Source organism: Streptomyces smaragdinus, assembly GCF_009604385.1.
Classification (GTDB): Bacteria; Actinomycetota; Actinomycetes; order Streptomycetales; family Streptomycetaceae; genus Streptomyces; species Streptomyces smaragdinus.
This window is the reverse complement of the sequence record NZ_WEGJ01000019.1, coordinates 13,823-29,117: the sequence shown is the minus strand read 5'-3', so window position 1 is coordinate 29,117 and position 15,295 is coordinate 13,823. Positions and strand designations below refer to the sequence as shown.

Sequence of the window (15,295 nt, the reverse complement as noted above, 5' to 3'; positions counted from 1 at the left end):
CGGCATGGAGCACGAGGTGTACGTCCCGTATCCCGCCGCGACGGTCCGCGCCGCCCTGTGCGATCCGGCGCGGGTCGCACGCGCCGTCCCCGGCCTTCAGGCCGACGCCGCCGAGTCCGATCCCCTGGCCGGGCGGCTGCGGCTGCGGATCGCCGGGTCGACCATCACGTACCGGGGGAGTCTTCGCGTCAGCCCGGGGGACGGCGATGCGGTCACGGTGTCCGGGGAGGGGGCCGAGGCGCGGGGCGGGGGGTCGGTGGCTCTTGAGCTGACGCTCACTCCGCGGCCGGCGGACGGGGGGACGACGCTCGCGTGTGCCGGGTCCGTCCGGGCGGAGGGGCGGTTGGCTTCCGTGGACGGTGAGGTGGCGCGGGGGGCCGGGGTGCGGTTGCTGGAGCGGTTCGGGGAGGGGCTGGCATCGGGGCTGGCCAGTTCGCCGTTGGTGTCGTCCGACGAGGGTTCCGTTGATACGGAGGGTGGCGCCGCGTCCGGGGAGGAGGCCGGTTCGTCCTCCTCCTCCGACGACAACGAGCGCGTCATCCCCGGGATCCCGGGGCCCGATCGGCAGCCGCCGGATGAGGAGGCGTCTGTCGTCGAGGGTGAGGTGCCGCCTTCGGCGTTGGATCCGTTGGCCGATGATCTCGTCGAGGAGGATCTCGGGCCCGAGATCATCGAGGAGATCGAGGATGTGCCGGATCCGGATGATGAGCCTGAGGCGGCGCATGCTCGGCGGACGATGATCGGGCGGTCCACCGAGGAGGTTGATCATGCGCCGCCGCGGGGGCGGTATGCGCCTTCGCCTTCGGGGGAGGCGGTGTCGGCGGTGGATCGGTTGCGGTGGGCTGCGCCTGCGGCGGCGGTTGTCGTCGCGGCGGTTGTTGTTGTGGGGCGGGCCTTGCGCCGGCGGCGGTGACCTTTACGGGGTGTCGGCCCCCTGCGCCTTCGGCGCAGGGATAGTCCCACCCGCACAGCCACCCGTTACCGCCTGCCAAGTCACCGTGGCCGACACGGTTACATGCCAGGTGACGTCCGGCGGGGTTCGGTTCAGGTGGGCGTTGATCTGGCGGGTCAGGTCGGTCACCCTCTGGCTCAGCTCGGCTGTGGTGGGGCGTTCCTGGCGCGTCACTGCCGCGTCTCCCCCTGCAGCGCCGCCGTCAGGGCGCGGGCCGTCGTTACGTTGCAGCGGCCCAGGTCGATCAGGGGGTACGGGACCAGGCCGGCGCAGGAGACGCCGTCCAGGCCCAGGGACGGGAGGGCGACGCCCGCCGCGCGCAGGGCGCGGTCCAGTTCGTCGCGTACCGACTCCGCGTCCCTGACCTTCTCGTACGCGGCTGCCTTGGCCCAAGTCGTCATGCGGTGACCGTCCGTTCCTTGCGTTCGCCTGCCGTCCCTTGCGGGACTCCACTACGTTGCGTAGAGACATCGTCACCCATGGCGACGTCGCCGCACCAGGCATCCACATCCCCCGCCGACACAGGGGAGACGGGAGTCCCGCATGTCCGCCAAGCCGCGTGAACTCACGCCCGACCGCAGTGCCCGCCACCTCTTCGGCGCGAAGATGCGTGCGCACCGGGAGCGGGCGGGAATGAGCCTCGAGGGGTTGTCGGAGGTGGTGAACATCAGCCGGAGCCACCTCTCCCGTATCGAGACCGCGGAGGCGATGCCGCCTCCGGACCTGCCGCCGCGGTTGGATGTGGCGTTCGGGACGGATGGCATTTTCCAGGAGCTCTACGTGCTGGCGAGCAAGGAGATCCATCCGGATCAGTTCCGCCGGCGGATGGAGCTCGAGGCCAAGGCGCGGGTCATCGGGGAGTACAGCTCGCAGATCGTGCCGGGACTCCTGCAGACGGAGGACTACGCACGCGCCCAGTTCAGGACGACGAGTCCCTGGGAGACGGAGGACCGGATCGAGGAACTGGTCGTCGCTCGCCGCAGCCGTCAGGTGGCGTTCCGGTCCGGCATCCTGCGCCGGTACTCGGCGGTGCTGGACGAGGCCATGTTCCGGCGGGGCTTCGGTGATCCGGCTGTCATGCGAGCACAGTTGGCGCATCTCGCGGAACTGGCCCTCACGCGGTTGACCATGCTGCAGGTCATCCCGCTCGAGGCCGGGGGACATGCTCTGGCCGGCGGCTCCCTCTTCCTCATGACCCTGGACAAGGGTGTGCAGGTCGCGTACGAAGAGAGCATCAGCACAGGCACGTTGATGGAGGACGTGGACAGCGTCGCCGATCGTCAGCGGGCCTACGATCTGCTGAGGGCATCCGCCCTGTCGCCAGCGGACTCGGCGGAATTCATCCGCTCCGCCATGGAGGTGTATCCAGCATGAGCACCACGCCCGATCCGACTCACGCGGTGTGGATCAAGTCGAGCCACAGCGGCAACGGCGGCGGAAACTGCGTCGAATGGGCCCCGTCGTACGCCGCCTCCGGCGTCATCCCGGTCCGCGACAGCAAGGACCCCTCCGGCCCCACGCTCGCCTTCACCCCCACCGCCTGGACGTCGTTCGTCGAGGCGATCCGCCACGGCGACTTCGGCACCGTCTGACGGCGAGGCCCGGCTCACCCCGTTGAGCCGGGCTTATCGTCGCCGTCACCCGGCCGAACACCATTACTCGGTGTCCTTGGGATGCCCGGTCGACGCATACACAAGGATGACGGTCGAGGTCTCCGGACTGACCAGATACCGCACCCGCCCGCTGCCAGTGATCTCGTACTCCCACTGCTCCGGGGCGGAGTCTTTCCAGACCCTCGTGGCGAGATCTCCCCGGAGTTGGTGCCGGCGATCCCAGTTGTCGCGCGATGGGCGGAACGCCGACCCGGTCGCCTTTCCTGGGGCTCACTCAGGCAACTGGGCAGGACCCGGATCATCCCCGTCGAGCGGGCGCAGGGCTTCCTCGAGCTGGACCGGATCCGCCTTGATGCGAGCCGTTGCCCGCCAGGACACCAGGGTGTCGTGAACGGCCTCCCTCACTCCCGGCTCGGCGGCGTCGGACAGCGCATCCAGCAGTTCCACGGTGAAGGCGCGCATCTCCTCGTCCGACAGATGCCGCGCCCAGGGGAAGACTTCCGGCAGCGCCAGCAGCATCGATCGGGCTCCGTCGTCGTGCTTCATCAACGCGAGGAAGAGCCGGGACGCGGTTGTCAGATTCTCCGCCGTGCGCTCGGCGTTCACTGCCGTGGTCAACACCATGTCAGGGGCGTCCCGATGGGTCACGCGAAGGCAGCCGAGAGCCGCGGCCCTGGCGGCCACTGCCCTCGGGTTACGAGACAGGTCGGTGAAGGTGACGGACTCGGCTTCCGCGTGCGCGACGCTCATGCTCTGAGCGTAGTCAGAGTCGGATACCCCGGAGCTCGATCCGGGCCGGCGGGGAGGACCTCAGCTGACCACCGCCTTCGCCGTGGCGAGCAGATCCGGCAGCGTGCCCCCGAAGTCGGGCATCAGGCGCAGGGCCATCGTCCAGCCCTCGGGGTCGTCCCCCAGGTGTTCGCGGACGAGTGCGCCCATCGCCTCGACGAGTTCCGCCACGGCGTGGGCCCACGGGCGGGTGTCCTGCGCGGGGGTCTCGTCGCCGAGGTACGTCACGCACGCCAGGGCCGGAAACGCGTCGCGCAGGATGTCCGCCGCCGTGACCTGACCGCTGTGGAGGGCCTCCGCCGGCCAGTTGTCCCGGCCCGCGTACTCCGGCAGGGGAAGCGTCCGGAGCATCTCGGGCAGCGTGGGCGGTCGCTTGCCCTTGCGGGGGGTGTAGTTGCGGTGGGAGAGCCGGAGCCGCGCCGTCGCGGTGGCCTCGACGAGGTCGGCGGGGCAGCCCTCCAGTCTGTGGAGGTCGACGAGGAGACGGTCGTCCAGCGGCTCGGCGCGGTGCGCCGCGAGGAGGCCGGCCCACGGCAGCTCGGCCGAGCCGTTCTCCTCCGCCCAGAGGTCGAGGTACTTCGCCAGATCCCGCTGCGGGCCGTTGATCCGCAGATGGTCGACCAGTCCCGCGGGGCCGGCGGCGGCCGCCTGCGCGGCGCGCAGCACCTCGAGTCCGTCGGACGCGTCCAGGGCCGCCTGTGCCGCCTCGCGGACCTGCGGGGGCACGGGGTGCTTGCCCTTCTTGCGCGGCGGGAAGTCCGTCTCGTCCAGCAGGGCCCGTACCTCGTCCGGCCCGTGCCGCTCCCAGAGGCGCACCAGCATGAGGAGGTGCTGGGGGTCGGTGTGGACCTTGACTCGCTGGTTGCCGAGGAGGATCCGGCACACGTCCGGGTCGCCGGACTCGGTGGCGGGCAGCAGCCAGTTGCGGCGGGCGCTTTCCCTCAGGCCCTGGAGGAGGGCGGGGGTGAGCGGCAGGCGTTCGGCCGCCGGGGTGGCCGCCCCCTGCTTCCACCGCAGGCCGGCGAGGACGTGCCGGCGCTGGGCGTCGGTGAGGTTGGTGTGCAGGAAGAGCGCGGCGTTGACCTCGGGGTCGTCGTAGGTGATCAGGTCCTCGATCACCTCGGCGGAGGTGGCCCAGTGCGACGCCAGGCCGGCGAGGACGGCCGCCCCGTGGGTGGCGACGATGTGGTCGCGTACCGACTGGTCGGGCAGGTGCCACATCAGCAGGTACTGGATGGTCCGGGCGTCCATGCGCTCGCTGAGGTCGAGCTGGACGGCTTGGTCGGCCCGGTCGAACAGGTGCAGCCAGGCCGTCCGGCCGAGGCTGTTGCGCCGGGGCGGGAACTCCGGTCCCATCGGATTCGGCCAGGTCTTGCCCGCGTGGCGGGGGGCCGCGGCGAGCGCGGCGTCGATCAGGGCGGGCACGGTGCCGGTGAAGCGGGGCAGCAGGTGGTGCAGCGCGCGCCAGTTCGCGAAGTCGGAGCCCAGGCGGGCCACCTGCGCGGCGAGCGCGGCGCGGACCCGCTCGTCGGAGTGCGGCAGCTCGTTCAGGACATGGCGGGCCGGCTTGATCTCCGCCAGGACGCGGTCCACGGGGAAGACACCGGAGGCGATCCCCTCCGGGAGGACGGCGCGCAGGGCGTGTTCGTGGCGGCTGAAGTCGAGGGCCGTCAGCATCGGCCAGTACAGGGGCCCGCCGCCCTTTCTGGTGTCCCCGTGCCGGGTGGGGGGATAGGCCGCGAAGGACGCCACGGCCAGCTCCTGGGGGCAGTCCTCTCCCGCCTCCCAGAGTGCGCGGAGGGCCGCGTGGTCGAAGGGCTCGGCCCGGTGCGCCTCGAGCAGGGCCTCCCAGTCCAGTTTCTCGGGTCCGTTCACCAGATACGTGCTGCTGTACCGCCGTCTCCTGACCCGCAGGACGTCGATCAACTCGGCCGTCGTCTCCGGCCGCTGCTCGGCGGAGGGTACGGCCCGGCGGGCGGGCGTGACCGGCTCGGGCGGCGTCTCCGGCTCCTTGCAGACCGCCTCCGCGTGGGCCACCAGATCGGGGAAGGGGCTGTCGAGCGCGGACTGCAGGAGATCGGCATCCTTGGACTCGAGCAGCTTCGCGACCAGCCCGTCCGGGGCCCGCCAGCCGGGATCGTCGGCGGTGGCCGCCGCGCCCGCCCACACCGCGCGCCGCTGTTCGGGAACGCGGCCCACGTAAGCCTCCCGCATGCCGTGCAGCCCCTCCGCGAGGGCCGGGTCGCCCAGCGCCGCCAGCCGGTCGAAGACGTCGCCCGCCCGGCGGGAAGCCGACGCGGCGAGCGCCGTGCGCAGCTCCGGCACCCGCGAGGCGATCACCTCGTCGACGAGCAGCGGCGGCAGCCGGCGGCGGTCGTCCGCGAGCAGGGCGGCGGTCTCCGTCGGGATCCGGGTCAGGAGCGCGCGGGTGAGGGCGCGGTCGGCCAGGTCGTAGACGGCGGACGTGACGGCGTGCGGGACGTAGGTCATGGTGGGTTCCCCGGGTTGCTGAAGCGCGAAGCCGGCGCGAGGTCGCGGCGACTGCCGGGACGACGACCACGATCAACGTACCGGCGGGCACCGACAGATGACGGGGAGCCCCCGGGATCGGCGGGTAATTGTCGTACCCCACCGATAACTTGATCCATATGGATGCGAGCTCCGCGACCGCGGGCCGGACAGGACGTGCCACCGACGCCGCCTCCCGGCGCCGCCCGCTCATCGATCTGGCCGACCGCCGCGCCCTGCTGGCCTGCCGCCCCGACGACGCCGAGGTGACCGAGGCGGGGCGCAGGCTCAAGGAGGCGGCGCTCCTCGACTTCGGCATCAAGGAGAGCGTGGTCGCCGCCTGGCTGTACGCCAAGTGCCACTACCAGATACCGACCACCGCGGTGGAGACGGCCGCGGTGGTGGCCGGCGGCGACGGCACCTGTCTGCTGCTGTACAACCCCGGCTTCTTCACGGAGATCGGCCTTGGCGGTGTGCGGTTCGTCCTCTTCCACGAGGCGCGCCACCTCATCCACCGGCATCTGTACGCCGAGCCGGAGCTGCGGGCCGACCCGGTGTTCACCCTGGCCGCCGAGGTCGCCATCAACCATGTGGCGACTCAGCGACTCGGCCAGGGCCTGCCCACCCGCGAGGTCCCGGACGGCCGCGGCGGTGTGACGACCGAGCGGGTCGGCATCGACCCCCGCGAGATCCACCGGAGCTACCGGGCCGACCTCAGGGAGCAGGGCCTGGAGCCCCTGGGCTACGACGACTTCGTCCTCACCGACCTGACGATCTACGGCGAGCTGCGCCGCATGCGGAACCCTCCGGTGCCGCCGCCGCAGCTCTGCGTGCACCTGGCGCCGGACGGCGAGGGGCCCGCGCTGGACGACGAGACGGTGGGCCGGGTGGTCGAGGACGCGCTCACCGAGACGATGCGGGCCGCGCTGCGCTCCGGGGGCCTCGCCCGCGACGAGATGCTGGGGCTCGCGGACCGCTCGGAGTCCGGCGGCGAGCGGCTCGGCAGGATGTGGGGCCGGCTGGGCCTGGCCGCGCTGCGCGGCGAGACGCAGAAGACCCGCCGGGTGGAGTGGTGGAAGCGCTGGCTCTCGGACACCCTCGCCTCCAAGCTGCGCGAGGGCGAGCGGCTGGTCTACCCGAAGAAGCAGGGCGCCGTGCTGCTGGCGCTGGGCCACGAGCCGATGCTCTCCCGGCGCGGCCCCGAGCGCACCAAGGTCGTGGTCGTCGCGCTGGACACCTCGGGCTCGATGCCGGACCGGGTCGTCGACTGGCTCACCACGCTCGTCGGGCGTACGGACGGCGTGGAGAGCCACTGGCTGAGCTTCGACGGCGCGGTGATGCCGTTCGTCCCGGGCGAGCGCGTGGCCGGTGGCGGGGGTACGAACTTCGGGCACGTCGTGGACTACGTCGAGGGCCGGCTGGAGGTCGACGGCAAGCGGTTCGAGGAGACCGCCGACGCCGTGATCATGGTGACCGACGGTTACGCGCCCGCCGTGACCCCGCAGCGCCCCGACCGCTGGATCTGGCTGATCACGGACGGCGGCGACGACTGGCCCGAGCGGCACGACCCGCCGATGGCGTGCCACCGGGTGACCACCGGTGACAGCTGACCCCTCCGTGACGTCCTACGAGAAAGAGCACCCACCCATGACCAGCCCCACGACGGGCCACCGCCTCGGCCGCTTCATCGACGCGATGATCGCCATGGGCCAGACCGGCCAGGTGTTCGGGGAGCACGGCATCGGCAAGACGTCCACGTTCCTCACCCACGTCCCCGAGGCCCACCCCGGCACCGAGGTGGTCGTCATCCCCGCGGCCAACCTCACCCCGGACGACCTGCTGGTCAACGCGCCCGTGCGGGAACGGGACAGCGGCGAGCTGGTGCTGACCCAGCTGATCATGCAACAGCTCCGGCCCGGTGCGCCGTTCGTGCTGCTCATCGACGACTCGCTGCAGGCCGGCGAGACGATCCAGTCCCAGCTGATGCAGATCGCCTGCAACTGGAGCCTGGGCGAGCACGATCTGCGCGAGCTGGGCTGCGTCGGCGTCTTCCTCACCGACAACGAATCGCTCGCGGAGACCAGCGCCCGCCGCGGCGATCTGGCGGTGCTGGACCGCATGGTCACCCTGCGGATCACGGCGAACGACACCCCCTGGCGGGAGAAGCTCGCCGAGCGCTACCCCGACTGGGACCTCACCGGCGTCTTCCGCGTCTGGGCCGGCCTCACCCCCACGCTGCGCGCCGCCCTCTCCCCGCGCACCCTCGAGCACGTCCTGGACTGCGCCCGCGCCGGATTCCCCCTGGCCTGGGGGCTGCCCCTGGTGAACGGGCAGCGCCTCGCCCTGCGGGACACCAAGGCGGACGGCAAGCCCGGCCCCGACCGCACCGGGGAGATCCTGGACGACATCGCCGCCGCGATCGGCCGCCCCAACCCGGCCACGATCGCCGACCCGGTGAACCGGATCCTGCGCGCCGCGGTCCGCGAGCAGTGGGCCGTGCTGCTCCAGGGCCCGCCCGGCTGCGGCAAGACGGAGATCGCCAAGGCGGTCGTACGGGAGGAGACCGGCACCGACCCGGTCTACTTCTCGCTGCCGGTCACCAACGTGGAGGACCTCTGCGTGCCCGTCCCCACCCCGGACGGCACCCTGGACACCCTCCTCACCCGCAGCCTCGCCGGCCCGAAGCCCAAGGTCATCGTCTGGGACGAGTACAACCGCCCCAAGGACAAGGCCACGTTCGCCAAACTCATGGAGATCACCCAGGAGTGGACCCTGGCCGGCCGCCCCATCGAGGCGCTCGCCGCCCAGATCGCCCTGCAGAACCCGCCGTACCACCTGGGCCGCAGACTCCAGGTCAGCACCAACAACATTGCCCAGGCCAGCCGCTTCACCGTCAGCTACGAGGTGCGCCCGGAGGACATCCCCGCCAACGAATGGCTGATCTCCACCTACGGCGAGGTCGCGGAGACCGTCCTGGAGTGGTGGAAGAACGACATCGACGACGAGGGCCGGGAGTGGATCTCCAAGCGCACCCTGGAGCGCCTGATCAAGCTGCACACACACGACCAGCCCCTGGAGCCCGGCCTGATCTATCTGGGCGAGGGCGAGTACGCGCCGGTGTCGCTCACCCAGCTCGAGGCCCGGCTCGCCAAGCGCGCGGAGGAGCCCCGTATCGGCCTCGCCGAGCTGACCCGCGACGTGGCCGCCTGGGAGGCCCGGCTGGCCGCCGCCTCGGAGACCTCCACGGAGGGTACGAACGACACGGACCTGGTGCACCGCCTGTTCACCAACGCCGAGGTGTCCCAGCTCAAACGCCACGCCAAGACCGTGTCCCGCCTGCTGCGCCACCTCCCGCCCAAGCTCCGCGCCACGTATCTGGTCGGCCAGACCCCGGCCCGCCAGCGGTTCTGGGTGGCCGCGCTGGCCCAGATGAAGGAAATGGCCTGACGGGGCGGCGACTACGCTCGACCGCGTGACTACACGACTCGAAGCCGGAGCAGCCGTCGCGACCATCGACCCGCACCTCGGGTGCCGGATCACGTCCCTGACGGTCGGGGGGCGGGAACTCCTCCGGCAGGGGGAGAGGTTCGGCTCCTTCCCCATGGTCCCCTGGTGCGGGCGCATCGCGAACGGCCGGTTCCTGGCCGGGGGCATCACGCACCAGATGCCCCGCAACGCCCCGCCCCACGCCAGCCACGGCACCGGGCGCAACGTCGAGTGGCGGCAGGTGCGGACCGGGGACGACCCGGGGACGGCGGCCGTCTTCTCGTACGACCTCGGCGACCCCTGGCCGTACAAGGGCACCGTCACCCAGCGGTTCGAGCTGGCGGCGGACGGGCTGACCGTGACCATGGGCGTCGAGACCGCCGAGGTGTCCTTCCCCGCGCAGGCCGGCTGGCACCCCTGGTTCAACCGCTTCCTCGGCGACAGCGGCGAGGTCGAGATCGCGTTCGACGCCGCCTGGCAGGAGGAGCGCGGGGACGACCACCTCCCCACCGGCGAGCGCGTCGAACCCCGCCCCGGCCCCTGGGACGACTGCTTCGGCATGCCGTACGGCGTCGACGTCACCCTCACCTGGCCCGGCGCCCTGGAGCTCAAGGTCACCAGCCGCGAGGAGTGGGTCGTGGTGTACGACGAGCAGCCCGAGGCCGTCTGCGTGGAGCCGCAGACCGGCCCGCCGAACGGGCTGAACACGCAGCCCCGCCTCGTCACCCCCATCGAGCCCCTCGAGGCGTCCATGACCTGGTCGTGGCGGACCCTCTGACCACGCCTGTCGTAAGGTCGGACCCATGACTGACCCCCGCGCCGCACTGCTGCAGCAGATCAAGGACAAGGCCGTGGTGCACGGCAAGGTGACGCTCTCCTCCGGCAAGGAGGCCGACTACTACGTCGACCTGCGCCGCATCACCCTCGACGGCCAGGCATCCCCCCTGGTCGGGCAGGTGCTGCTGGACCTCACCGAGGACCTGGAGTTCGACGCGGTGGGCGGCCTCACCCTCGGCGCCGACCCCGTCGCGACCGCCATGCTGCACGCCGCCGCCGCCCGCGGCCGGACCCTGGACGCCTTCGTCGTACGCAAGGCCGCCAAGGCCCACGGCATGCAGCGCCGCGTCGAGGGCCCGGAGATCAAGGGCCGCCGGGTGCTGGTCGTGGAGGACACCTCCACCACCGGCGACTCCCCCCTCACCGCCGTGGAGGCCGTCCGCGAGGCCGGGGCGGAGGTCGTCGCCGTCGCGACGATCGTCGACCGGGCCACCGGAGCCGCGGAGAAGATCGAACAGGGCGCGGGAGTCCCGTACCGCTTCGCCTACGGGGTGGCGGAGCTGGGTCTGGACTGAGCGGGGCTGGACCCGGACCGGACATCTGGGAGTATGGGGGCGGCACCGACGACGACGTCGCACCTCCAGACGCAACGAACCCGCACATTCCCAAGGAGCGGACAGATGCCCATCGCAACCCCCGAGGTCTACGCCGAGATGCTGGACCGGGCGAAGGCCGGCAAGTTCGCCTACCCGGCGATCAACGTGACGTCGACGCAGACCCTGCACGCCGCGCTGCGCGGCTTCGCCGAGGCCGAGAGCGACGGCATCGTGCAGATCTCCACCGGCGGCGCGGAGTTCCTGGGCGGCCAGTACAGCAAGGACATGGTGAGCGGCGCCGTCGCCCTGGCGGAGTTCGCGCACATCGTCGCCGAGAAGTACCCGGTGAACGTGGCCCTGCACACGGACCACTGCCCGAAGGACAAGCTCGACGGCTACGTACGCCCGCTGATCGCCGTCTCCGAGGAGCGCGTCGCCCAGGGGCGGAACCCGCTCTTCCAGTCCCACATGTGGGACGGCTCCGCCGAGACCCTGGCCGACAACCTGGCCATCGCCCAGGAGCTGCTGGCCCGTACGTCCGCCGCGAAGATCATCCTCGAGGTCGAGATCACCCCGACCGGCGGCGAGGAGGACGGCGTCACGCACGAGATCAACGACGAGCTGTACACCACGGTCGACGACGCGTTCCGCACCGCCGAGGCCCTGGGCCTGGGCGAGAAGGGCCGCTATCTGCTGGCCGCGTCCTTCGGCAACGTGCACGGCGTGTACAAGCCGGGCAACGTCGTCCTGCGCCCGGAGCTGCTGAAGGACCTGCAGGCCGGCGTGTCCGCGAAGTACGGCAAGGCCGACCCGTTCGACTTCGTCTTCCACGGCGGCTCCGGCTCCACGCGCGAGGAGATCGCGACCGCGCTGGAGAACGGTGTCGTCAAGATGAACATCGACACGGACACCCAGTACGCCTTCACCCGCCCGGTGGCGGCACACATGTTCAAGAACTACGACGGTGTGCTGAAGGTCGACGGCGAGGTCGGCAACAAGAAGGTCTACGACCCGCGCTCCTGGGGCAAGCTGGCCGAGACGTCGATGGCCGAGCGCGTCATCGTGGCCTGCGCGGACCTCCGCTCGACGGGTACGAAGCTGAAGTAACCCCGGCTGTTCACGAGGGCCCGGCACCTGATGGGCGCCGGGCCCTTCGCCGTCCCGGTCCGCCGTAGGCTGGCCCCATGGCCATCAACGAGAACCTGCTTGCCGGACCACCCCCCACCCACCTCCCCGACGAGCCGGGCCCCCGCGAACTGTTCGCGGCCGGGGCCGACCCGGCGGAGGTCGCCGCCAAGTACCCGACGTCCTCCCTGGCCTGGGCCCAGCTCGCCGACGACGCCTTCGAGGGCGGCCGGACGGTCGAGTCGTACGCGTACGCCCGCACCGGCTACCACCGCGGCCTCGACGCCCTGCGCCGCAACGGCTGGAAGGGCCACGGCCCCGTGCCGTGGGAGCACGAGCCGAACCGCGGCTTCCTGCGCTCCCTGCACGCCCTCGCCCGCGCGGCGGAGAAGATCGGGGAGACGGAGGAGTACACGCGCTGCACCACGTTCCTGCGCGACAGCTCGGCGACGGCGGCGGACACGCTGTCGTGAGCCCCGGGCGGGCCCGTACGGGCCCGCCCTTGCCCTCTTCTCGATCACCGCGCATCATTCGAGGTGAGCCCGGTCCATGCCGGGATCGAGGGGACCGGGGCCCTGTTGCCGGAGTAGAAGGGGCGGACCGCTACCCGGCAGCACGTCTGTGTGGAGACAGCCATGTCCTCTGAGCACGCCGTTTCCGGTCACGAACCGGACAGCGACCCCGAAACCCCGCACCTCGACTTCGCGGGGACCACCCCGTACGAGGACTACGTCCAGGCGGACGTCCTCACCCACCTCCAGCACCCCCGCTCGGACGATCCGGGCGAGCTGGTCTTCCTGGTCACCACCCAGGTGATGGAGCTGTGGTTCACCGTCATCGTCCACGAGTGGGAGACCGCCGCCCGCGCCCTGCGCGGCGACGACCTGCCCGTCGCGATGGCCGCGCTGCAGCGCTCCGCGTGGGAGCTGCAGTCCCTCAACGCCTCCTGGCAGCCCATCGCCCACCTCACGCCCGGCCAGTTCAACGCCTACCGTGCCGCCCTCGGCGAGGGCTCCGGCTTCCAGTCGGCGATGTACCGGCGGCTGGAGTTCCTGCTCGGCGAGAAGTCGGCGTCCATGCTGGTCCCGCACCGGGGCGCCCCGCGCGTCCACGACGAGCTGGCGAAGGCCCTGACGGAGCCCTCCCTGTACGACGAGGTGCTGCACCTCCTCGCCCGCCGCGGCCACCCCATCCCCGACGAGGTGCTGCGCCGCGACCCGGCCGCCCGGCACGTATCGCATCCGGCGGTGGAGGCCGCGTGGACCGCGGTGTACGCCGGTGACCCGGAGTCGGAGCTCGTACGGCTCGGGGAGGCGCTGACGGAGGTCGCCGAGCTGGTGTGGCGATGGCGCAACGATCACCTGGTCGCCACCCGGCGCGCGATGGGCTCCAAGGTCGGTACGGGCGGCTCCGCCGGGGTGGCCTGGCTGGAGAAGCGCGCGCAGAAGAACGTCTTCCCCGAGCTGTGGAGTGCCCGTTCCCATGTCTGACCTCATGCGTGAGGCGGCGTCGCTGGACGCCGCCGATCCGCTGCGTTCCGTACGCGACCGCTTCGTCCTGGACGACGCCGTGTATCTCGACGGGAACTCCCTCGGCGCGCTGCCGGCCGGCGTGCCCGGACGGGTCGCGGACGTCGTCGAGCGGGAGTGGGGGCGGCTGCGGATCCGCTCGTGGGGCGAGTCCGGCTGGTGGACGGCGCCCGAGCGGATCGGGGACCGGATCGCGCCGCTGGTCGGGGCCGCGCCCGGGCAGATCGTGGTCGGGGACTCGACCAGCGTGAACGTCTTCAAGGCCGTCGTCGCCGCCGTACGGATGAGCGGCGGGCGGGACGAGGTCCTGGTCGACGGGACGACGTTCCCCACGGACGGGTACATCGCCGAGTCCGCCGCGCGGATGACGGGGGCGACGCTGCGGGCGGTGCCGCCGTCGGAGATCGCGTCCGCGGCGGGGCCTCGTACTGCCGCGGCGCTGGTCAACCACGTGGACTACAAGACGGGGCGGCTCAACGATCTGCCGTCGATCACGGCCGCCCTGCACTCCGCGGGGGCGCTCGCGGTGTGGGACCTGTGCCACAGCGCGGGGGCGTTGCCGGTGGGGCTGGATTCGTATGGGGTCGACCTGGCTGTTGGGTGTACGTACAAGTACCTCAACGGGGGGCCGGGGGCGCCCGCGTACGTCTACATCCGTAAGTCTCTGCAGTCTGCCTTCGACTCGCCGCTGCCCGGATGGAACGGGCACGCCGAGCCGTTCGGGATGCGGGCGTCGTTCGAGGCGGCGGACGGGGCCGTGCGGGGGCGGGTCGGGACGCCGGACATTCTGTCGATGCTGGCGCTCGAGGCCGCGCTCGAGGTGTGGGACGGGGTGGAGATCGCGGCGGTGCGGGCCAAGAGCCTGGCGCTGACGGACTTCTTCCTGCGGTGTGTGTCTGCTTTTGTCCCCGCGGGAGTGGTGTCGTCGCTGACGCCCTTCGAGCATGCCGAGCGGGGGAGCCAGGTCGCGCTGCGGTGCGCGGACGCCGGGAAGGTGATGGCGGAGCTGATCGGCCGGGGGGTGATCGGGGACTTCCGGGAGCCGGATGTGCTCCGGTTCGGGTTCACGCCGCTGTATACGTCCTTCGAGGACGCGTGTACGGCGGCGCGGGTGCTGGGGTCGGTGCTCGGTCAGGAGGGTTTCCGGTGACGGTCGACGATGTGGAGGCGGAGGCCCTGCTGGGGCTGGCGCCCGTGGCTCCGCGGCGGAGCTTCGCGTACGGGGAGCATCCGTCGCAGGTCGTCGACCTGTACGGGGCCGGGGAGCCGGTGATCGCGCTGCTGCACGGGGGCTTCTGGCGTGAGGCGTACGACCGGACGCATCTGTCGCCGCTGGCCGCCGCGCTGGCCGCCGACCTCGGGCGGTGCGTGGCGCTGGTCGAGTACCGGCGGGTCGGGGGTGGCGGGGGGTTCCCCGCCACGTTCGACGACCTGCCGCCTGCGCTTGCCGCCCTGCCGGGGGCGCGGCCGGTGACCCTGGTCGGTCATTCGGCGGGGGGCCACCTGGCGCTGTGGGCGGCGTCGCGGTGTCCGTCGGCGGTGGCGTCGGTGGTGGGGGTGTCGGCGGTGTCCGACCTGGGGATGGCGCACGAGCTCCGGCTGTCGGACGGTGCGGTGTCGGGGTTGCTGGGGGGTCAGGTCGCGGCGCGCCTCGACGAGACGGATCCGATGCGGATGAGGTCGCCGGCGCCGGCGGTGACGCTGCTGCACGGTTCGCTGGACACGACGGTGCCCGTCGCGCTGTCGCGGCGGTACGCGCGGCATGTGGGGGCGGACCTGCGGGTGCTGGACGCCGTGGGGCATTACGCGCCGGTGACGCCGGGGACGGGGGCGTACGGGGTGCTGCGGGAGGTGGTGCGGGGGCGGTAGGCGTCGGCGTCCGCGTGCCCCACGATCGAGTGATGAACGGAAGATCCCACG

General features: G+C 71.9%; 15 protein-coding genes. 12 read left to right on the top strand and 3 right to left on the bottom strand.

Going from position 1 to position 15,295, the window contains the following annotated elements; all coding sequences use genetic code 11:
• Positions 1–4: 4 nt before the first annotated feature.
• Entirely contained in the window at positions 5–913 is a 909-nt protein-coding gene (locus tag SRB5_RS21840) for an SRPBCC domain-containing protein (protein ID WP_153454648.1), read from the top strand.
• Between the two features lie 209 nt (positions 914–1,122).
• On the opposite strand, the gene SRB5_RS21835 is transcribed toward SRB5_RS21840, so the two are convergent.
• Positions 1,123–1,353 (bottom strand): hypothetical protein, encoded by a 231-nt coding sequence (locus SRB5_RS21835; protein ID WP_153454646.1) that lies wholly within the window; start codon positions 1,351–1,353, stop codon positions 1,123–1,125.
• Positions 1,354–1,495: 142 nt separating this feature from the next.
• Here SRB5_RS21835 and SRB5_RS21830 point away from each other — a divergent pair, with 142 nt between their 5' ends.
• The gene (locus tag SRB5_RS21830; protein ID WP_153454644.1) at positions 1,496–2,326 is read left to right on the top strand and encodes a helix-turn-helix domain-containing protein; all 831 of its coding nucleotides are present in this window, start codon (positions 1,496–1,498) and stop codon (positions 2,324–2,326) included.
• Positions 2,323–2,544: a DUF397 domain-containing protein gene (locus SRB5_RS21825; protein WP_153454642.1), complete on the top strand. Its 222-nt coding sequence runs from the start codon at positions 2,323–2,325 to the stop codon at positions 2,542–2,544. The genes SRB5_RS21830 and SRB5_RS21825 overlap by 4 nt, the downstream gene beginning before the upstream one ends.
• A 291-nt stretch (positions 2,545–2,835) precedes the next feature.
• Here SRB5_RS21825 and SRB5_RS21815 read toward each other — a convergent pair whose 3' ends face one another.
• Together SRB5_RS21815 and SRB5_RS21810 are read right to left on the bottom strand one after the other, a co-directional pair.
• Positions 2,836–3,315, bottom strand: a complete 480-nt coding sequence (locus SRB5_RS21815) for a prevent-host-death family protein (RefSeq protein WP_153454640.1) — start codon at positions 3,313–3,315, stop codon at positions 2,836–2,838.
• 60 nt (positions 3,316–3,375) lie between these two features.
• Positions 3,376–5,844: a hypothetical protein gene (locus SRB5_RS21810; protein WP_153454638.1), complete on the bottom strand. Its 2,469-nt coding sequence runs from the start codon at positions 5,842–5,844 to the stop codon at positions 3,376–3,378.
• Between the two features lie 158 nt (positions 5,845–6,002).
• Between SRB5_RS21810 and SRB5_RS21805 the strand changes: the two genes are divergently transcribed.
• The 9 genes from SRB5_RS21805 (at position 6,003) to SRB5_RS21765 (ending at position 15,244) form a co-directional block, all read left to right on the top strand.
• Positions 6,003–7,472, top strand: coding sequence for a DUF2201 family putative metallopeptidase (locus SRB5_RS21805; RefSeq protein WP_153454636.1), 1,470 nt, complete (start codon positions 6,003–6,005; stop codon positions 7,470–7,472).
• A gap of 37 nt (positions 7,473–7,509) precedes the next feature.
• Positions 7,510–9,309: an AAA family ATPase gene (locus SRB5_RS21800; RefSeq protein WP_153454634.1), complete on the top strand. Its 1,800-nt coding sequence runs from the start codon at positions 7,510–7,512 to the stop codon at positions 9,307–9,309.
• A gap of 25 nt (positions 9,310–9,334) precedes the next feature.
• Positions 9,335–10,126 (top strand): aldose epimerase family protein, encoded by a 792-nt coding sequence (locus SRB5_RS21795; protein ID WP_323378269.1) that lies wholly within the window; start codon positions 9,335–9,337, stop codon positions 10,124–10,126.
• Positions 10,127–10,151: 25 nt separating this feature from the next.
• Positions 10,152–10,700, top strand: coding sequence for an orotate phosphoribosyltransferase (gene pyrE, locus SRB5_RS21790; protein ID WP_153454632.1), 549 nt, complete (start codon positions 10,152–10,154; stop codon positions 10,698–10,700).
• Between the two features lie 105 nt (positions 10,701–10,805).
• Positions 10,806–11,828 carry a class II fructose-bisphosphate aldolase gene (fbaA, locus tag SRB5_RS21785; RefSeq protein ID WP_153454630.1) on the top strand — a complete coding sequence of 341 codons (1,023 nt, stop codon included), beginning with the start codon at positions 10,806–10,808 and terminating at the stop codon, positions 11,826–11,828.
• A 77-nt stretch (positions 11,829–11,905) separates the two neighbouring features.
• Positions 11,906–12,319, top strand: coding sequence for a DUF3151 domain-containing protein (locus SRB5_RS21780; RefSeq protein ID WP_153454628.1), 414 nt, complete (start codon positions 11,906–11,908; stop codon positions 12,317–12,319).
• Positions 12,320–12,481: 162 nt separating this feature from the next.
• The gene (locus SRB5_RS21775) at positions 12,482–13,336 is read left to right on the top strand and encodes a tryptophan 2,3-dioxygenase family protein (protein ID WP_153454626.1); all 855 of its coding nucleotides are present in this window, start codon (positions 12,482–12,484) and stop codon (positions 13,334–13,336) included.
• Entirely contained in the window at positions 13,329–14,525 is a 1,197-nt protein-coding gene (gene kynU, locus SRB5_RS21770) for a kynureninase (RefSeq protein ID WP_153454624.1), read from the top strand. The genes SRB5_RS21775 and kynU overlap by 8 nt, the downstream gene beginning before the upstream one ends.
• Entirely contained in the window at positions 14,522–15,244 is a 723-nt protein-coding gene (locus SRB5_RS21765; RefSeq protein ID WP_323378268.1) for an alpha/beta hydrolase, read from the top strand. Before kynU ends, SRB5_RS21765 begins: the two co-directional genes overlap by 4 nt.
• Positions 15,245–15,295: the final 51 nt, after the last annotated feature.